The sequence below is a fragment of the Algoriphagus sp. SE2 genome (assembly GCF_039563885.1).
In the GTDB taxonomy this organism is placed as follows: Bacteria; Bacteroidota; Bacteroidia; order Cytophagales; family Cyclobacteriaceae; genus Algoriphagus.
Map to the genome: position 1 here is coordinate 43,778 of NZ_JBCLWJ010000011.1, position 20,091 is coordinate 63,868.

The following is a 20,091-nucleotide window of genomic DNA, read 5'->3' on the forward strand; positions in this document are numbered from 1 at the left end:
TTTACTTTTGAAGTTTTTCAACTTTGATATTTTCCATATTGATCTCGGAAAGGACTTCTAGCTTTCCTTCAAGATATAATTCCTGCATCTTTCCCACGGGAGTTTTCTCAATCTCTGGTTTGAGGTTTAAATAATTCTGAAAGCGAATACCACCCACCTCTATCACATCGGTCACTGACCTCATTCGCACACCTCCACCATCGGTCAGGTAATAGTAAGCCATATAATCCATCAGGTAATCATCTTTACCAAACCAGTAAAGAAACTCATCCTCAAAATCTTCTCCTCCTCCATCTTGTTTGAAAGTCACTTTAATCAAATGGTATTCTTCACCTTTAATTTCAGTTAAGCCCAAATCAGTCTTAATCGCTGCTGCGTCATTTAAACCATAAGGTAGAAAAGCAAAATAGGCTACTGAATTTACAGAACGAGTATATTTTCCAATCCATTCAGCATTCAGAGTATCTAATTCAACCCCATTTACAGTCCTGATAAAGCCTTCATTATTCAATACATCCCTGACTTGACCCGACTCGTGGTCAAACTCCCTGATGTATTCAAAAGATTCCGGGGTTTTGTAGATGGTATAATGAATATCCCTGAAATCAAATTCAATTATTGAGTTTTCGTAAGCTTTTCCTCCATGGGCCTTTATTGCTTTATCTACAATTTTCTCTGCTTCAGTCCTTGAATCACAGGAAGAAAACGCAACTAACAAAAGGAGTATTGAGGGGATAAAATATTTGATCATACTATAAACCGATTCTTTAATTTGATTAATTATTCTTATTTATTATTTCGAAGTCAGAGTATTCATAAACCGCACGAACATATAATTTCTTTCCATTTTCATCAATTCTATAACTTGTTCGGTTCCCATAAAACAAAAAAGGACCTGCAGTCACCATAGAGTTATTCTCAATATAACTTCTGTGATCTTTCAATTGAACTTCATTTCCTAACATTTCAAATGAAATGGGATCAAAATAAAACCACCAAGTGTCATCATCTGGCCCATAGTTTACTCTTATTGTCTCGGCAAGTTTTTCAGAATCCAGTTTTTTCTGTCCTTCATAGGTCAAAGTAGCATTTTCATCTTGTAATAGTTGCCAGGGCTGGGCAATAACATAAAAGGTCGCATCAAAATCATTCTTCTTGGCTTTTAAAAAATCGGGGTTTTGGATAGAATTACCTCCCATAGAATATTTCATCTGAGTTCCATCGAAGGTAGAAACATGCTCAACACTATCACTTGTCCAGGAAATACTTCCTTCTAAATAAGGTTTCATCCTAAACTCAATCCATTGGTCAGTTTCGCTTTCAATAGAACTATCCTCAAATAGTAATTTCGTATGCTTTCTGAATTTCAGTATTTCTAAATTATCCCAGGCTTCCCGGCCTCCATGGGCTTCAATGGACTTTTCAAGAACCTCTTTAGCCAACTTTTCAGAATTAGGTGCGCAACAGAGCATCGAAAAACTAAGCAATAACATCAATAATACCCCAATTTTATGACTCATAACTCTGTGTTTTACCTGATTTAAAATTAAAATTTCCCACTTTATAATCCCAAAAAATCGCAAATGCAATCACTCCATATTCAAGGAACAATAACGAAGGTTTTTCATAGTTTTCAAGATTACTATAAGCTTGATAGGAAAATATTGCTGTAAATGTCCAAACAGTCAGGGAATTAATCTTAGTCAATAAACTTAATCCAAAAGCAGGGATAATATACCAGGGATGGATTACTGGCTGAAGTATCAAATAGATTAGATAACTCATTGTCCATACTTCGGCCATTTGAAATGCACTCTTTGGCTTTTTCTTCCAAACGATAAAAAGGATACCAAAAAAGGTCATTGTGCTCAAAAGCTTTGTCAAAGATGCTATCGTGTTATATCCTTGAATCCAGAACCCTACCTCTCTGAACAAGTAATAGATTGAGGCGTTAAACTCAAATTTACCTTGATATAAACGGAGACTTTCAAAAAGATTTCTCCAGGAGGATTGATAAAGCAAAGGAACAAAAGCCAGGAAAAACACAAGGCCGGCTACAACCCAAAAATTTACCGATTTTCTGATTTTTTCATTAGCCAAAAAAGATGGAAACAACATCAGAGGTAAAATTTTTAAACCAATTGCCAAAGACCAAAACCCTCCCGATACTCCTAGTTTTTCTTGTGAAAAAAACCATAAAGAGAAAAGCAAAGCCATCAAGACCAACCCTTCAAAATGGAGATTTCCGGTTATTTCCATAATCACCAACGGATTAAACCAGTATAAAATCACCAATTTGATGTTCTTTTGATTTTGCTTCAAAAGACTCAAAAGCAGCCAAAAAACTGCTAATTCACCAAAAAGCAAAAGAATTCGAAGCGTAATAATTCCTGGTTTAAGGTTCTGGCTAGCACCTAAGGATCCTAGCCAAAAAACCGCCTGATTAGATGGAGGATAGACAGAATAGTATTCAGGTGAATTCATCGAATTCAATAATCCCTTCAAATATGTAGTTTCCATTTCTAGATGGGACGCATTCCATTCTTTTGGATGCTCTAAATAAGGGTTTTGCTCCAGGCGGATCATCTCCCCATCCCATAAAAACCGGGCATAATCCTCTGACCAGTTCGGCATGGAAAAAAGTAAAATCAATCGTAATGCAAGACCACCTAAAAACCACCACCAAAACTTCCCATTAGCAATAGAGACTGCTTTGTAGAAAATGAGCATCAAGCCAAAGCAACTTGAGAATATCAGGAATGAAGAAAGGAATTGTTGTCTTGGAACCGAGCTCAATAAAAAAAGACCTAGACACAGACAAAACCAAATGGCAACTTGAAAAACCAGCTTAAAATTGAATTTCAAAGTCCTAGAGCCCTTCTCAGCTCTTTATCCTGTAGACTATTTCTGTTCCAATAATCCAATTTTTCCATATTCCTCCTTGTTCCGATTGTCCTTTCTAAACTTCCATCAGGCTTAGTTTGAATTTCTTCCCAACTCAATATTTCATATGGGAAAAACTGCTGATATCGAACAACAAGCTTTCGGTTGATTGTTTTGTATTCAAGGCTCAACTCCTCCTGATTACCGCTAATTTTTCTTTTACTTATTGAAGCCCTCTCCACTTTAAGAGGAATGTGAGAAAACCGCTGAAAGGTCAAAGAAGGAATCAACCGAACATTTCCTTCAGGTACAATGGACGGGTTTAAGCGAATGGTATTAAAAATTTCATCTTCACTAGGACCTTCAAGTTTTACTTCTTGATCCCCCTCAGACTCAAAGTATGAAAATAGTTTTGCACGGTAAGAACCATTTTTCCAATTCATTTGAATAAAAGCTTGGCCACACCACTCTGTAACAGAAGCTGTAATCTTGAAAGCATTTTCTTCATCATAGACTGGTGTGAAAACAGATAGCATCGTATTGTAAGGATAGACTCCGGTTACAAATTCACGAGTCATATTCATTTTAATTACCTTCCTCGCATCCGCTCCTGCAGCTTCTGGATTATCTAATTTCACCTGCTTCCTTTTGGAGAAATCCTCTGTTACAAAGATCATTACTGCCGTTCCTTCACGTTTTGCTCCATATCGATATTGCTCCAAGTCAAAAACATTAATCTCCGCTTTTCCCTGATACCAATAGCTAGAAAATTGATCTTCATCCACTCCAGTTCTTGGGTTTCCTCCACATCCTAATAATATCAAACTCGCACAAACGATTCCTAAACATCTCATTATAAACCAGTTTACCAATATTTAAAAATGGTCAAAATAATTTTATATCCTGCTCCAAAGACTCCTTTTACAGTTCCGCTAACTTTAGAAACACCTATTCTCTTTCTATAATTTACAGGTCTTTCTGTGTAGCGAAGTCCTTTCTTATGGGCCTTGATCTGCATTTCAATGGTCCATCCGAAATTTTGATCTACCATATTCAAATCTTTGAGTCTTTCCCATAAAATAGCACGAAAAGGGCCTAAATCCGAATAATCCGCTTTCTGAATATATCTCATGAGGGTCGTAGCAAGCCAATTTCCGAATATTTGAGGAAATGTCATTGAACCAGCTTCTTTTTGTCCTTTAGCCCTAGAGCCTATAACCATATCAGCCTCCCCATTCAAAATTGGCTGGACCAAATCAGCCATTTCTTCTGGATAATCGCTGTAATCCCCATCCAAAAACACTACAATATCTGGTTGTATTTTTTGCTTATCAATCCAATCCATGGCAGTCAGGCATGCTTTTCCATACCCTTTTTGTGGTTCAAAAACCACAATTGCTCCTTCCCTTTCCGCTGCAGCTTTGGTTCCATCCGTAGAATTATTGTTGGCAACAATTACGTTTCTAACAAAATCAGGGATCTCCCGAATCACTAAAGGAATTGATTTTTCCTCATTATATGCCGGGATGATGACATCAATGATGGAATTGCTCAATGAACTATTTTTATTTGCCAAGGCTATATGCTTTGAATGAGGTGATAAAAACAAGACTATATCCTAAAGCCAACATCAGGTGAAAAGGAAGCATTTCAAAAGTTCCCCATTGGATGTGAAGAAAGACCATTCCCCAAAATATCAAAGCAAAAAGACCTTCAAAATAGGTGGTGATTGGGATTTTAAAATTGATGTAATTATTGGTTTTCAAACCTTGCTTTCCACTCTCTAAATTGAATTTAGGAGTTCTAATAAAAGGTGATTTTTTACCAGTTAACCCTTCCCAAACTGCCTGAGCATTATGGAGAGCTAATCCCATTGATACAGAAAGAAATAAAGGTAATTGCCAAAAAACCTGTCCCAAACTCTTGATAAACGACCTTCTGGCATAAAAGTAAGAGACTAAATAAACTCCTGCTATGATCACAAAACCAATCATAAATACACCAGCCAATTTAAAGAGGTTTTCAGGAATCAAACCAGTGACACCTGCCCACCAAACTCCGATACTACTGAAGCTTACTAACAGAATTGCAATAAAAATGCTGCTATTAAACAAATGGGCCAATGCATGAAACTTCACTCTAAATGGAAGATCTTGAGTCAGCACTCCCTTAATGTGTTTAATCGCACACTCTGCACCTCCTTTTGTCCATCGGAATTGTTGAGATTTTACGGCAGACATAATGGGAGGTAATTCTGCCGGAGATTCGATTTCTGGCCTATATACAAATTCCCACCCCTTTCTTTGCGCTCTGTAACTCAAATCCAAATCCTCAGTCAAGGTGTCATCATGCCAATTTCCTGCATCGAGAATACAGCTTTTCCTCCAAATCCCTCCGGTACCATTAAAATTGATAAACGCTTGCTGAATATTTCTTCCCATCTGCTCGATAAGAAAGTGTGCGTCCAAAGCAAAAGCTTGTAAGCGAGTAAGCAAAGAATAATTTCTATTCAAATGAGTCCAACGCGTTTGAACCATTCCTATTTTCTCCGAAGAAAAGAACGGTAAAGTCTTTAATAAGAAATTTGGATCCGGGACAAAATCAGCATCAAAAATTGCTATGAATTCCCCCTCTGCTTTTTCTAATCCATATTTTAAAGCTCCAGCTTTAAAACCGACTCTATTCACTCTATGGATATATTGAAAATTGATTTCCGGATACTCCTTAAGCTTCTTTTGAATCAATTCTACAGTTCCATCAGTACTGTCATCCAGCAATTGAATCTGCAAGCATTCTTTGGGATAATTGATTTTGGCGGCGGCTTCAATCAAACGCTCTACTACGTAAAGCTCGTTGAACACTGGAAGTTGAACTGTAACCTTGGGCCAATGGTCCATAGTTTTAATAGGAATTTTTGAAAGCTCCTTCCTTGCCTTCCAAAAATTCCAAAGGAGATTTCCTTGGGCCAAGCTGTATACAAAAATGAACAGCATTCCCAGAATATATATTCCTATTAATAGGTAAAGAAAGATCATTTAGGCATTTAACTTTATGGAATCATTTCCAATTATAATGGGCAAGTCATTGATTCTGCCTTCTTCTGAATCATTCTCCAATTTCAAAACACCTCTTGGACAAACGGAAGAACAAACCCCACAGCCAACACAACTCGATCTCACGATATTTTGACCTCTCTGGGCATACCATCTAACATCAATCCCCATCTCGCAATAAGTCGAACAATTTCCGCATGAAATACATTGTCCGCCATTTGTTGTAATTCTAAATCTTGACTTGAAGCGTTGTACGATCCCTAAATAGGCTGCAAGAGGACAACCAAATCTACACCACACCCGATTACCCATAAATGGATAAAACCCAGTACCGACTACTCCAGCAAAAGCTGACCCTATAGCGAAACCATAGAACGAATGTAACTGGTTCGTCACATTTCCCAAAAGACCAAATCCTGAAAAGTAATTAACGATTGTCAATGCAGTCATGACTACAGCAAGAACCAAAACTCCATGAATGATCACCCGTTCATATTTCCAGGCTTTTAAACTCTTATCAGAAAGTTGTCTGTAAGGATCTCCAACTGTTTCAGCTAAACCTCCACAACCACAAACCCAGGAACAATACCAACGCTTTCCAAAGAAATATGTGAAGACAGGAACTCCAATAATGATTAACAAGATTCCCCAAATCAACATAAACATTCCTACACCTCCACCACTGAGGAAGGTATCAATTTGATAATCATAGAAAAAATCGTAGTCCAAAGGCCAAATATTTTTGAAGTCAAAATAAGGCTGATTGAATAAAACCAGAATCTCAGGAATCAAAAAAGCAAAAGCAGTTTGGAAAAACATGACAGAAGCAGTTCTGAGCTGTTGGTACTTATTGCCTCTATATTTTCGAAACATTCGAATTCCCATCACGAGGATCGCTATGGTATAGATCAAACCATATAAAAACCACTGACTTGCCGGATTTCCACTCAGCATCAAACTGATTGGATCCACCATAGCAACCAAATTCACAATATAGGCTGGGAACCAGTAGAGAACGATATAAAATAGGATCAGATAGGCGCCAGTAATCATTCCCATCCATCCTCTATTTTTCATAGAGGAATGGAAAATACCATTATTCTTGATTCCAGCCGGCTCATCTTTATAGCTCGGAAGATTATATAGTAAGCCTCCTAACATCGCCAAACCGATGGAAAGAATAAAAAACAGCCAGGGGTTATCTTTCACAGGACTTGATAGGCTTACTTTCGCCAAAGGAAAACTATAATCATCCCAAATTACCTGATCCCACAACGATTCAGACTTTAACTTATCATTGTAGTTGTTGAAATTAGAGTTGAATTCACCTAAAAAAGAAAAGTTTGAACTGTATTCTTTCCCATACAAGGGAGCAAGAATTTCAACCATTTTTTCTTGATGAATTTCTTTTGTTTTCTCTAAAACTTGTGTTTTTTGAAGGGAATATTTCCCAACAAAAGGAATCACCGTGAAAGTTGCTATTCCTATTAGAAACAAGAGAACTCCTATTTTTTGGATTAGTTTCATGCGCTTGCTCCGAATAGTTTTTGGATAAATGATTTTTTCGCAACCCTGATTTCAGTTCCGAATTGAGAATTATATGCCTTTTGGATTTCAATATAAAATGGCGAAAAGAATTCTGGATCAAAATTAGCCTCCTCCAGTTTAGAAATCACTTTTTCTCCCTTCCACTTTTCCCTTATTACCTGATCAAAAAACTCATGTTTCAACCTGAAACCAAAGTTGTTTACTCCTAAAATCTCTCCGGCTTTGTTCATAAGCATTCTGAATGAAACCTTCCCGGATTTATGCTCCCAGTAAAATGAAGTGATAAATTCCTTTTTCCATTGCGGTGGAACAGTCCCATATGTCTGATATTCTATATCCAAAAATTTCGCTGAATTGAACCAAACCCCAGGTTGGTAAGAAGTTGGATTTCCATTTAATGTGTAGGCTAATGTTTCACCATGCATCCTTCCTGTATACCAAACTTGTTCAATTGTGCGTCTATCTTCCGCAGGAGCCTCATGAAATTCCGCACAATCTCCAATTGCATAAACATTCGGGATGTTAGTCTTGAAATAAAAGTCAACTTTAACACCTCGATTTACTTCTAATTCAGTTTCTCTGAGAAAATCAATGTTTGGAGTAACACCAGCAGTTAGTCCTACAAATTGACACAAAATTTCGTCGCCATCAGAAGTTATCACCGCTTTAACATGCCCGTTCTGATCAGAAATAATTTCTTTCAGCTCCGTGCCCAGCTTTAATTCAATATGGTGCTCCTTAATATGTCTTCCTACCAACTCAGATTCCTCTTTTGGTAAAATATTATTCCAAAAACTCTCTTCTCTTACCAGAAAAGTAACAGGGATTTTTTTATAAGCCAGCATCTCTGCCATTTCGATCCCTATTAATCCTCCTCCTACAATAACAGCTCTTTTTACACCAGTTTTGGTTTGCTCCTCCATAGTTTCCAAATCCTGTTTGGAATACAAACCTTGAACTCCTTGCAAATCCTGACCTGGCCATCCAAATTTATTTGGTTTTGACCCTGTAGCCATCACGAGTTCATCATAAGTCAAACTTTCTCCTGATTGAAAAAACACTTTATTCGCTTCAAAATCAACATCCCTTACCCAATCTTGAATCAATTCAATTCGATTTTTTTTCCAAAACCAAGGTTCATATGGTTGAGTATGCTCAAATTTCATATGTCCCATAAAAACATACATCAAAGCAGTTCTGGAAAAGAAATATTTTGATTCTCCCGATATCAGAGTAATACTTACTGCTGCATTCAGTTTCCTAAGCTGACGGGCACAAGTAACTCCGGAAATACCATTGCCAATTATGACAACGTGGCGCGTATCTTTCATTTAATTCAGGATTTTAAAAATGCTCTATTGTTTATTAAGATTCCAATCGTAATCCAAATAACTGATTTTTGCATTCTTATCAATTTTTACTTTGCTATACTTATTTAAAAAATCGATCAAAGTCCCATTTTTGGTGAAATCTCCAGAAAACCAGGAGAAAATTGAAGAAATCTGGATAGCATCTTTTTTGACTTTATTTCTAATTCCATCATTAATGAAATTCACCGCTTGTTTTTCAAATTGCTCATCTAGCCTTGAAACAACAAATGCCTCATTCAAGAGAGGTGGGCAAGAAAAAGATGCACAATTTACTGCAAAATGGATCCTAGGTTCATTAAATTCCTTTCTTAGGATACCATGCTCAATCTGATCTAAATTAAACTCTTCTCCCCCAATCGTAAAAAAATTATAATGCCAAACATCTCTTACGAGCGGGATTTTGAAATTAGGTCCTAAATCACGGATGCTCTCTGTTGGATAATTATCAACAATGAGCTTTACCGTAAATGCATTGTATGCATTAATCCAATAGGCCAATTGCTCCTTTTCAGACCAGACACTTTTATTAGGAGGATTATTGCTAAGCGTACTCAAATAAGAATCAAGCTTAGCTTTATCCTTAATGAAGCCTTCATAATCTACCATCCCCTTAGTATCCACATGTTTTTTTAAGAGTTCATCCCAAACTTGATGGTTTGGAACCTGAATTGTTAACCCTTCTGATTTTTTAAAAATATAGTCCCCAAAGCTCCTAGAAGTAGAGCTTTGGCTGGATAATGAAAAAAAGGCAATACTTATTAACAGAAAATATTTAATGAACTTCATAATAATTCTTTTCACCACTTACGTGATATAAAATTGGAAAGATATATTGAAATGGAAATATGTCGTGTCCCTGACAATATTATTTATCAATAAACTTTTTCTCCTCTATTCAACCAGATACCCCAACTTTTCGAAAAGGTATGTACTTTATCAGTAGGTTTATTCTCTTTAAAAAGTGGCATTCCCTCATTAGACCATTGGATAATTCCGCCATATAAATTATATACATTGGTAAAACCTTCTTCTTTTAGTTTTTTACCAATATCCTGGGATCTGGCCCCCACTGTACAATAGACAATGACCGGTTTTTCTTTATCTAAATCGTCAAGGTATTTGAGATCAAATGTATCATATCCCACCCAACGGGCATTTTCAAGATGTGAAACTTCAAATTCTTCTTTTTCCCTCGTATCAAGAACTTGGTATTCTGAAAGATCTTTAATTTGTTCTGGCTTAATAAAAGGGAAATCTTTTTCGTAAAGGGTGCTTAAAAGCGTTTTATAAGCAAGAGATTGAGCATTTGAAAAAAAAGACCCCGCCGTAAATATGGTTAAAAATATAACCTTAAGAAATTTAGGAGAACTTGGGATTTGAACTTTCATACGAAAGAAACTTAGCTTATCGAACAAGGGTTCAAATTAAGCGTAAAAATCTGATAGGCGAGCCAATCCTCTTCTGTCTTTGATGATTATTCGCTTACCTTCCAGCTCAATCAAATTATCTTTTTTAAACTCTGATAATAACCTAATTACTGATTCAGTGGCAGTACCTACCATCCCAGCAATTTCTTCCCTGCTAAGAATAAGATCAATCTTCTGATTTTCTCCACCTTCTACTCCATAAGAATTACCTAGCTGAATAAGGACAAAAGCTAATCTTTCACGAATACTTTTCTGTGTAGCATCTGTCAGCTTTTCTTCCATCACTCCGAGTTCGTGACTCAAAGCTTTTGTGATTCTTTTAAAAAATGGTGTGTTATTGAACAGCGTAGAAAAAAATGCTTCTTTTGGGATAAAGCAGATTTTTGCATCCTCCACAATCATGGCTGAATTTGAGTAATTCTCCTCACCTAATAAAGCTGAATAACCTAGGAAATCACCTTTTTTTGATAAATGAAGAATTTGCTCTTTTCCATTTGAAGCAGTCTTATACACTTTAACAACTCCCGAGTTAATACAAAAAATACCAAGAGGCTTTGTTCCCTCATAAAATAAAATCTGACCTTTTCTATGTGAAATCAGATTTTTATTATCAGAAATAGTGCAAATGTGTTGTTCAGGTAAATCAGCGAAAAGTGAAAATTTTCTACTCGCACATAGCTCACAAGGTGTATTTCCGGAATGAACACTCATAATCGTATAATTATTTGGACGAAATTTAAAAAAAGACTGACATATATCATAAGAAATATGCCTATTTAGGAGGATCTGGAAAAGAGTTAATTTGCAAAAACTTATTTGTATCCTCACTCCACTCAAGGCTTAAATGTTTCATTCCATTAGAAATAACTAAATATTTGGATTTAACCTTTTGGTGATATAAACATGCTTGCTCCATCGTTTTTTGTGTTAGTTTAATACCTGGTGCTTTACACTCCACCAATAAATATGGATGCCCTTCATTGTTCCATACAACCAAATCAGTTCTTTTCTGAAGTTTATTGTAAATGAGTCCTTTTTCTAAAGCTACTAAACCCTTAGGATATTCCATATGATTAATCAAAAGATTAATCATATGCTGTCTTACCCACTCTTCTGGAGTTAATATCAAATACTTCTTTCTGAGACTGTCAAAAATACCTAATTTCCCATCCATTTCCTGAAGCTTCGGTTCAAAAGCAGGAAGATTTAGGTTTGGCAACTGAATTCTATCTGAACTCCCATTCATACTACAAATATGTACATTATTACGCAGTTGAAATTTAAGAATTTCACAAAATTGATCTCACTAGTTATCATATCGGTTTTGTTCATTTCTGTTGCTTGCCAGGAACCTAAAACTCAAGTTGATTTAATATACCATGGAGCTACCATATACACGGTTAATCAAGAATTCGAAATAAGTGATGCTGTAGCCATACATGAAGGGAAATTTGTGGCAGTAGGATCTGAAAGTGAAATCTTATCCAACTACGAATCAAATAATGTTATCGATCTAGAAGGTAAGACTGTTTATCCTGGCTTCATTGACGCCCACACCCATTTTTTCCGATATGGTGAAGGATTAAGAGTCATTGATTTGGTGGGAACGAAGAGTTTTGAAGAACTGATTAAAAAAGTCAAGAACTATGCTGATGCTAATCCAGAAGAACCATGGATTTTAGGAGGTGGCTGGGATCAAAACCTTTGGGAAGGTCAGGAATTTCCTTCTCGAGAAAAATTAGATGAGTTATTTCCAAATAAGCCTGTTTTACTGACAAGGATAGATGGTCATGCAGCCTTGGTTAATCAAAAAGCATTATCTCTTGGGGGAGTAAACGCCTCGACCAAACTACTTGGTGGATCTGTTTTGGTTGAAAATGGGAAAACGACTGGGATCTTAATCGATAATGCGATCGATTTAGTTAGCGCAAAAATCCCTAAAACCACAGAACAGCAAGCCAGAAAATCACTATTAGCGGCTCAAGAAAATTGTTTTGAAGTAGGATTGACTTCAGTAGCCGAGGCAGGACTGGATCGAGAAGTTATTGAGTTATTTGAGAAAATGTATCAAGACTCTTCTTTAAAGATGAGAATCTATGCAATGGTAACCCCTACCAAAGAAAACATGGATTATTACTTTGAAAGAGGACCATTCCAAAACGATAATCTTACAATTAGAAGTTTCAAGATCTATGGAGATGGAGCTTTGGGATCTCGCGGAGCGGCACTGCTTAAACCTTATTCCGATAAGCCGGATGAAACAGGTTTTCTTTTAAGTACTGAAGATGATTTTAAAATCCTAGCTTCAAAAATGTACGAACATGGATTCCAAATGAACACGCATTGTATTGGAGATTCGGCCAATAGAACTTTATTGAATATTTATGCAGATGTCTTAAAAGGTAAAAACGATTTAAGATGGCGAATTGAACATGCCCAAGTCGTAAACCCAGCTGATATTAAAAAATTCGCTGATTTTAGCATAATTCCTTCCGTTCAGCCAACTCATGCTACTTCAGATATGTATTGGGCAGAACAAAGGCTTGGGCCAGAACGAATCAAACATGCATACACATTCAAGGAATTATTAGATCAAAATGGAATGATTGCTTTAGGAAGTGATTTTCCTGTTGAGTTTATTAACCCACTCTATGGTTTTCATGCCGCAGTAGCTAGAAAAGACAAAAACAATTGGCCAGATGAGGGCTTTCAAATTGAGAATAAATTGACCAGAGAGGAAGCTTTAAAAGGAATGACTATTTGGGCTGCATATTCAAATTTCGAAGAAAATCTAAAAGGAAGTATTGAACCGGGAAAGCTGGCAGATTTAGTCATCATGGAAAAGGACATCATGGTTGAAGATGCTGAAAATCTTCGAGAATTACCGATTTGGGCTACTATTATAGGAGGTAAGTCGGTATATCAAAAGGACAAATAAGGTGATATCTTTTCAATCCATTCAGGTTTAAAAATAATTATCTCTTTTAAATCTTCAACGTTTCTATAAGCTCCATGTTGATTTCTGTAGGCTAAAATCACTTTAGCTTCAGCGTATGAAAAATAAGGATGCTTTGCCAATTCCGACATCTCGATATTGTTTATTTCAATTGTTCTAAAAATCGATGCTTCAAAATCGAAATATTCCCAAATAGCATCTACAGTTTCAGGTTTGAGACCAAATACTTCCAATAGCTGATCGGATTCATGAAATCCACCCAACTGATTTTTATATTTTATAATTCTTCCAGCTAAACTTGGCCCGATCCCGGGAACAATTTGAAGAATTACAGAATCTGCCTCAGAAAAGGAAATTCTTTTCAGGTTTTCGAACTTTTTGATGTCAGATTTTATTCTGACCGTATCATCAGGATTGTAAGTCAAATTTGGAGATGCTATAAGCTCTACTCCGGAATTTCTGATTGAGTCCAATTTCTCCAAATAAGTCAGATGGTATTCTTCTGCCTGTCTTAATTTTATAAAATGGAAAATTGAGGGGAAAAAGATCATTAATGAGAGAAAAGGTATTATAAATAAAAATCCTCTTGATTCTTTATTTGAGAAACCAAGGTATGTTTTGAGCCAGAAAAATATATTTCTTTTCATAAAAAATTTAATGTGATCATGATTAATCGATCTATGACTTATAATTTAAGAATATTAAACTCTTAATTCAAAACCATGTTGTTTCGAACAAATCAATCAGATCTTATTTAGATTCATTACAAATTGAAATATCGTTTAGCAAAAAGAACCTTTACAATTCCTTTGTCTGTTAAATTTGCGAAGCAAGTTTCGTTACTATGCAAATCAAGTTCAGAGCATTAAGCTTATCACATAAAACAGCACCCGTTCAGATCCGAGAAATTATAGCTCTCAGTGATCAGGAAATACAGCGCATCTTATTGAAACTAAAAGAATTCTTTAGTCTCAACGATGTGTTGATATTATCTACCTGTAATCGAACTGAGGTTTATTACAGCCATGATCTAGATCTAAGTACTGAAATCATAAAATTGGTTGGACTTGAGAAAGGTCTCCCAGATGTGGTCCACTACCTTGAATATTTTAAGATTTACGATAACGACAGAACTGCTATATCCCACCTTTTTAGAGTGGCTATGGGGCTAGAGGCTCAAGTTGTCGGTGATATTCAAATATCAAATCAGGTAAAAAGAGCATATCAGGCCTCGGCTGATCTTGAAATGGCAGGTCCATTTTTACATAGGTTGATGCACACCGTTTTCTTTACAAACAAAAGAATTGTACAAGAAACTAGTTTTAGAGAGGGAGCTGCCTCTTTATCGTATGCTGCAATTGAACTGATTGAGAGCCTGACATTGAATACGTACCAACCGAGAATACTTTTAATTGGTGTTGGGGAAATTGGTGAAGATGTAGCTAAAAACATGGTTTATCTTCCTAATGCAAAAGTCACGATAACTAATCGAACACTTTCAAAAGCTGAAGAAATTGCAAAACCACTTGGTTTTGATGTAGTTCCTTTCGAAAATTGCTTTGATGCTATGGATGATGCTGATGTTATAATTTGCTCCATTATGAGAAATGAGCCTTTTATAACAAAAGAACTAATAAAGAAATTTGATATCCTTAGTTATAAACTTTTAGTAGACCTTTCTGTACCTAGAAGTATTGAAACATCTGTTGAAGACGTTCCGGGCGTTATTCTTTATAATGTTGATAATATCAGAAGTAAAACTTCTGAAGCTCTCGAGAAGAGACTTTCAGCGATTCCTCATGTAGAGAAGATTATTAGTGAAAGTATCGAAGAGTTTTATAATTGGAAAAAAGAGATGATGGTCTCTCCTACTATAAACAAATTGAAACAGACGCTAGAACAGATCCGTCGCGAGGAATTAAGTAGATATCTAAAAAATGCAGATGAGAAAGAATATGCTGTCATAGATAAGATTACAAAAAGTATGATGCAGAAAATTCTTAAAGTTCCTGTGGTACAGCTAAGAGCTGCATGCCAAAGAGATCAGGCTGAAGAAATGATTGAGTTTATTTCAGATCTTTTTGACTTGGACAGAGAGAAAAAAGAAAATTAATTTATCGATTCGGTAAAGAGAAATGACCAAAGGATTGTAAAAACCTTTGGTCATTTTATATTTGGAGCCCTCATATAAAAAACTTCTACCAAATAGAATGAAAGTAAAATCCAAAGTACTTAGCTCATTTATTTTCAGTTTATTTTTTTTGACCTTTTCCCAAGCTCAAACATGGGAGGTATATGATGGTGAATTTAAATTACAAAGTCGATTATTATATGATGAATTAGATCTATTGAGCGAAACAGTTAGAATTGGTAAAAAAGATTCAGTTCTAAGTTTACTCTCAGCGGATTTAAAACCAGTGGTTTCACTTCTTGGTAGCGAGGTTTATCAATATTTAGAACCTTGGATTTTAGTCAAAGGACCAAATGGAATTGGTGCTTTTCACGAATATGGTCAACAAGTTCTTCCTCTGGAGTATGATGAGATTCAGACATATTTCAACCTTCTATTAGCGAGGAAGGGTAATAATTATTGGATTTTTGAAAGAGGAAGCGGGCAGACCACTTCACTTGGTCAACTTGACGATGCCAAGTTGACCAAAACCGGTATGCTTATTACCAAAATTGGAAACGAATATTTTATTCCTTTATCAAAATCAGGACAAAAAGCATTTCAATTATTAGAAGATTCAGAAGGTGACTTCTTATTGACAAAAGAAGAAACTGGATATGGCCTTATCAATCGCGAAGGTGACTATGTGCTGGATCCTGTTGTGGATGAGTTGAAGCATAATAAAGGCAATTTTTATTTTGGATATGATGAAAATCAATTTCTTCTCATTGAAGGAAATGATATTAAAGCAAATGTCAGATATAATTCATTTCACAAAATTACTCTTGAGGATGGGGTCATGCTGGAATATATTCATGGTAAACTTAGAAGAGTAATGGAAGAAGACGGCATCCTCTTAGATGCAGTTGGAATAGAAGAAGTGCAATTCATTGAAGATGATTTATATAATGTTAGATTTCGAGATGGAAATCTTGGATTGCTCGGTAAAAAAGGGTGGTTGGTTAGACCAAACAATTCATTAGATAGAATATTTGCCGGGTCTGACGGGCTTTTCCCGGCTTTAAAAGATGGAAATACCGGGTTTGTAAATTCTGTAGGAGAGTGGATAATTGATCCTCAGTTTGAAGCGGTGACTTTATTTTCAGAATCTCTTGCTTCATTTAGAAAGATTGGGAAATGGGGAGTGATCAGAGCGAATGGAGAATTGGTTGAGGATGCCGTTTGGGACAAAGTGAAACCATTTTCAAGAGGATTTTCTATAGTTCAAGCCAATAACCAATATTATCTTTTAAATAAAGATGGAGAAACCGTCAACCGAGAATATTTTGATCAAATCTTGAGGACAAGTGATGGCTATTTTATCGTTGAAAAAGAGGGGAAATCCGGATTACTTGATCCACAAGGAAATGAATTGATCCCAATGGAATTCGAAAATATTCAAAGAACTCAAAGGGATTTACTTATAGTTAGGAAAGATGGTAAAACAGGTTTAATTTCTAATTCCGGAGATATACTATTACCTCTTGCTTTTGAAAATATTTTGATAGATTCCGGAACTGGTAAAATCTTAACAAAAAATCTTTACGAACCTGTTGTCGTGGTGGAAACTGAGACAAATGGAAAAAGAAATAAAAAAAGGGACTGAGTCCCTTTTCATTATTTTTTGTCTGATTTTCCTTTTCCTGAATCTTTCGAATCAGAATCAGATTTAGCAATTGAGTCCCGCATAGAGGTATCCGACTTTATGTTTTCCATTCGGTAATAATCCATCACTCCCAACTGACCACTTCTAAAGGCTTCTGCCAGTGCCTTAGGAACTTCTGCTTCAGCCTCAACAACTTTTGCCCGCATTTCAACATTCTTAGCTCTCATTTCTTGCTCAAGGGCTACAGCCATGGCTCTTCTTTCTTCTGCTTTCGCTTCTGCAACCTTTAGATCGGCAGATGCTTGATCAATCTGTAATTTTGCTCCGATGTTGGTACCAACATCAATATCTGCAATATCTATGGAAAGAATTTCAAAAGCTGTCCCTGCGTCCAGACCTCTTTCTAACACAAGCTTAGAAATTTTATCAGGGTTTTCCAGAACACTTTTATGATTAGAAGCAGAGCCGATAGAGGTAACAATCCCTTCTCCTACCCTTGCTAAAATTGTCTCCTCACCTGCTCCACCAACCAATTGGGCTATATTGGCACGAACCGTTACCCTTGCCTTTGCTATTAGTTGGATACCATCAGCTGCAACAGCAGCCACATTTGGAGTATTGATTACTTTAGGATTTACAGAAATCTGTACAGCCTCAAATACATCTCTTCCCGCTAAATCAATAGCTGTAGCCTGCTTGAAGGAAAGTGTGATGTTAGCCTTATCAGCAGAAATCAATGCCCTGATCACATTGGGCACATTTCCACCCGCCAGAAAATGTGTTTCCAAATCATTTGTTGTCAATTGTAAACCTGCCTTTGTAGCAGTAATCATGGAGTTGACAATAATACTTGGAGGAACTTTTCTAATTCTCATCCCGACCAGTTCCAATAATCCAACTCTTACATTTGAAAACTGAGCCGTTATCCAGAGATTAACTGGCACGAAATACAGGAAAATAAACAGTAAAACGATTCCTGCTATAGCAACAATCAGAATAAACAAAGAGTTATTTGGATCCATATTATTTGACTATGATTTTATTATTTAAAATTTTAATTACTATAATATCCGAACCTACAGGAATAAATCCAGATTCGGATTTTACTTCATAAATTTTTTCTCCTATTAAGGCTTTTCCAATTGGTTTAATATCTGATGTCGACTTTCCAGGCATCCCTACTTGAAGGCCCACGGTTCTTCCATCAAAGGCCCCTCCCACATTTGTTTCTTTTAAAGAAAATTTATTCCAAACCCCCGATCTAAAACTATATACTATTGCCGCTAAATTCAATAATGCAGCAATACCTGAAATTAACCAGGCCGTTCCTGAATCGAAGGATATAAAAGCGTAAACAATTCCAACTATACTTACAATTAATCCGAAAACTCCAACTACTGTGGTGCCTGGTACAAAAAGTACTTCTGCTACCATAAGGATTAATCCTATTAAAAGTAATGTTGATAGAATAATTATTGTCATCATAGCTTCATTTGGAATTCTAAAATACAAGAATCCTTTATAGAGTAACTCATTAAAACGAAAAAACCCGGGAAATTCCGGGTTTCAATTTAATATGCTTTTGCAAAATATACTCTTCCTTCTGAGATCTTTCCTGTCAGGACGCATGCTCCAGTTTCTTCCTTCCTTGCGAACGGGATACATCTAATGGTAGCTTTAGTAAGATCTTTAATCTTTTCCTCCGTTTCAGGTGTTCCATCCCAATACGCTGAAACGAAACCTCCTTTGTTTTCCAGTACATCTTTAAATTCCTCCCAGGAGTTTACCTCGGTGATCATTTCTTCGCGGAAATCAAAAGCCTTGGAATAAATCGATTTTTGAATTTCATCTAACATTTCACTGATTTTTTCAGCAATTGGTTGAGAAGCTAATTCAAACTGGGATTTTGTTAGATTATCTCTTCTTGCAATTTCTATTGTACCATTTTCTAAATCTCTTGGACCAATGGCGATTCTTAATGGTACGCCTTTGAGCTCATACTCTGCAAATTTAAATCCTGGTTTATGTGTATCTCTATTATCATATTTCACTGAGATACCTGCTTTTCTCAACTGAGTCATAATCTCAGTCGCCTTTTTTGAGACTGCTTCGAATTCTTCTTCCTTTCTATAAATAGGAATGATTACAACCTGAATTGGGGCCAATTTAGGAGGTAAAACGAGTCCGTTATCATCAGAATGAGCCATAATCAAGGCACCCATCAATCTTGTACTTACTCCCCATGATGTGCCCCAAACATAATCTAATCCTCCTTCTTTTGTAGCAAATTTAACGTCAAATGCTTTTGCGAAATTTTGACCTAGAAAATGAGATGTTCCAGCCTGAAGAGCTTTTCCATCTTGCATCATCGCCTCAATACATAGCGTATCTTCTGCGCCTGCAAATCGCTCATTCGCAGTTTTTCTTCCTCTTACCACTGGTAAAGCCATGAATTCTTCTGCAAATTCTGCATAAACATTCATCATTTGCATCGTTTCATCCTTTGCTTCTTGAGCTGTTGAATGGGCAGTGTGCCCTTCTTGCCAAAGAAATTCTGCAGTTCTGAGAAAAAGTCTAGTCCTCATTTCCCACCTCACTACATTTGCCCACTGATTTACTAATAAGGGCAAATCACGGTAGGATTGAACCCAGTTTTTATAGGTGCTCCATATAATTGTTTCGGAAGTAGGTCTAACGATTAACTCTTCTTCCAATTTTGCCTCGGGATCTACGATTACTCCACTTCCATCTTCGGCATTTTTCAATCTGTAATGGGTTACAACAGCACATTCTTTTGCGAAACCCTCTACGTGGCTTGCCTCCTTGCTTAAAAAAGATTTAGGGATAAATAGTGGAAAATATGCATTCGTATGGCCAGTTTCTTTAAACATTCTATCTAATTCGGCTTGCATTTTTTCCCAGATGGAATATCCATAAGGCTTAATGATCATACACCCTCTAACAGCTGAATTTTCAGCTAAGTCAGCTTTTTTTACTAATTCGTTGTACCAAAGTGAATAATCTTCACTTCTCTTAGGTAGTCCTTTACTCATTATAATTGATTGAGATGCTTTTTGT

19 protein-coding genes are annotated in these 20,091 nt (G+C 36.3%); 3 read left to right on the forward strand and 16 right to left on the reverse strand.

What is annotated here, in order from left to right; all coding sequences use genetic code 11:
- Position 1: 1 nt before the first annotated feature.
- From AAGF08_RS13535 to AAGF08_RS13590, 12 genes are all read right to left on the reverse strand, one after another.
- Positions 2-751: a DUF6503 family protein gene (locus tag AAGF08_RS13535; RefSeq protein ID WP_343511761.1), complete on the reverse strand. Its 750-nt coding sequence runs from the start codon at positions 749-751 to the stop codon at positions 2-4.
- Positions 752-776: 25 nt separating this feature from the next.
- Positions 777-1,520 (reverse strand): hypothetical protein, encoded by a 744-nt coding sequence (locus tag AAGF08_RS13540; RefSeq protein WP_343511762.1) that lies wholly within the window; start codon positions 1,518-1,520, stop codon positions 777-779.
- The gene (locus AAGF08_RS13545) at positions 1,510-2,730 is read right to left on the reverse strand and encodes a glycosyltransferase 87 family protein (protein WP_343511763.1); all 1,221 of its coding nucleotides are present in this window, start codon (positions 2,728-2,730) and stop codon (positions 1,510-1,512) included. The genes AAGF08_RS13540 and AAGF08_RS13545 overlap by 11 nt, the downstream gene beginning before the upstream one ends.
- 131 nt (positions 2,731-2,861) lie before the next feature.
- The gene (locus tag AAGF08_RS13550; RefSeq protein ID WP_343511764.1) at positions 2,862-3,737 is read right to left on the reverse strand and encodes a hypothetical protein; all 876 of its coding nucleotides are present in this window, start codon (positions 3,735-3,737) and stop codon (positions 2,862-2,864) included.
- 11 nt (positions 3,738-3,748) lie between these two features.
- Entirely contained in the window at positions 3,749-4,459 is a 711-nt protein-coding gene (locus AAGF08_RS13555) for a glycosyltransferase family 2 protein (protein ID WP_343511765.1), read from the reverse strand.
- The gene (locus AAGF08_RS13560) at positions 4,449-5,918 is read right to left on the reverse strand and encodes a cellulose synthase family protein (protein ID WP_343511766.1); all 1,470 of its coding nucleotides are present in this window, start codon (positions 5,916-5,918) and stop codon (positions 4,449-4,451) included. Before AAGF08_RS13560 ends, AAGF08_RS13555 begins: the two co-directional genes overlap by 11 nt.
- Entirely contained in the window at positions 5,919-7,463 is a 1,545-nt protein-coding gene (locus AAGF08_RS13565; RefSeq protein WP_343511767.1) for a 4Fe-4S binding protein, read from the reverse strand.
- The gene (locus AAGF08_RS13570) at positions 7,460-8,815 is read right to left on the reverse strand and encodes an FAD/NAD(P)-binding oxidoreductase (RefSeq protein ID WP_343511768.1); all 1,356 of its coding nucleotides are present in this window, start codon (positions 8,813-8,815) and stop codon (positions 7,460-7,462) included. The genes AAGF08_RS13565 and AAGF08_RS13570 overlap by 4 nt, the downstream gene beginning before the upstream one ends.
- A 24-nt stretch (positions 8,816-8,839) precedes the next feature.
- Positions 8,840-9,640: a DUF547 domain-containing protein gene (locus AAGF08_RS13575; RefSeq protein ID WP_343511769.1), complete on the reverse strand. Its 801-nt coding sequence runs from the start codon at positions 9,638-9,640 to the stop codon at positions 8,840-8,842.
- Between the two features lie 86 nt (positions 9,641-9,726).
- Positions 9,727-10,242, reverse strand: coding sequence for a rhodanese-like domain-containing protein (locus tag AAGF08_RS13580; protein ID WP_343511770.1), 516 nt, complete (start codon positions 10,240-10,242; stop codon positions 9,727-9,729).
- A 36-nt stretch (positions 10,243-10,278) separates the two neighbouring features.
- The gene (locus tag AAGF08_RS13585) at positions 10,279-10,992 is read right to left on the reverse strand and encodes a Crp/Fnr family transcriptional regulator (protein ID WP_343511771.1); all 714 of its coding nucleotides are present in this window, start codon (positions 10,990-10,992) and stop codon (positions 10,279-10,281) included.
- Positions 10,993-11,053: 61 nt separating this feature from the next.
- Positions 11,054-11,455 (reverse strand): type I restriction enzyme HsdR N-terminal domain-containing protein, encoded by a 402-nt coding sequence (locus tag AAGF08_RS13590; protein WP_343511772.1) that lies wholly within the window; start codon positions 11,453-11,455, stop codon positions 11,054-11,056.
- A gap of 81 nt (positions 11,456-11,536) precedes the next feature.
- Between AAGF08_RS13590 and AAGF08_RS13595 the strand changes: the two genes are divergently transcribed.
- A complete protein-coding gene (locus AAGF08_RS13595; RefSeq protein WP_343511773.1) occupies positions 11,537-13,219 on the forward strand; it encodes an amidohydrolase in 1,683 nt (560 codons plus the stop codon).
- Here the strand turns inward: AAGF08_RS13595 and AAGF08_RS13600 are convergent.
- Positions 13,204-13,884, reverse strand: coding sequence for a helix-hairpin-helix domain-containing protein (locus AAGF08_RS13600; RefSeq protein ID WP_343511774.1), 681 nt, complete (start codon positions 13,882-13,884; stop codon positions 13,204-13,206). The two genes, AAGF08_RS13595 and AAGF08_RS13600, sit on opposite strands and share 16 nt — an antisense overlap.
- A gap of 197 nt (positions 13,885-14,081) precedes the next feature.
- Between AAGF08_RS13600 and hemA the strand changes: the two genes are divergently transcribed.
- Both hemA and AAGF08_RS13610 read left to right on the forward strand, forming a co-directional pair.
- Positions 14,082-15,350, forward strand: a complete 1,269-nt coding sequence (hemA, locus tag AAGF08_RS13605) for a glutamyl-tRNA reductase (protein ID WP_343511775.1) — start codon at positions 14,082-14,084, stop codon at positions 15,348-15,350.
- Between the two features lie 97 nt (positions 15,351-15,447).
- Positions 15,448-17,013, forward strand: a complete 1,566-nt coding sequence (locus AAGF08_RS13610) for a WG repeat-containing protein (protein ID WP_343511776.1) — start codon at positions 15,448-15,450, stop codon at positions 17,011-17,013.
- An 11-nt stretch (positions 17,014-17,024) separates the two neighbouring features.
- On the opposite strand, the gene floA is transcribed toward AAGF08_RS13610, so the two are convergent.
- From floA to proS, 3 genes are all read right to left on the reverse strand, one after another.
- A complete protein-coding gene (gene floA, locus AAGF08_RS13615) occupies positions 17,025-18,035 on the reverse strand; it encodes a flotillin-like protein FloA (RefSeq protein WP_343511777.1) in 1,011 nt (336 codons plus the stop codon).
- Between the two features lies 1 nt (position 18,036).
- Positions 18,037-18,495: an NfeD family protein gene (locus AAGF08_RS13620; protein ID WP_343511778.1), complete on the reverse strand. Its 459-nt coding sequence runs from the start codon at positions 18,493-18,495 to the stop codon at positions 18,037-18,039.
- An 89-nt stretch (positions 18,496-18,584) separates the two neighbouring features.
- The gene (gene proS, locus AAGF08_RS13625) at positions 18,585-20,066 is read right to left on the reverse strand and encodes a proline--tRNA ligase (RefSeq protein ID WP_343511779.1); all 1,482 of its coding nucleotides are present in this window, start codon (positions 20,064-20,066) and stop codon (positions 18,585-18,587) included.
- Positions 20,067-20,091: the final 25 nt, after the last annotated feature.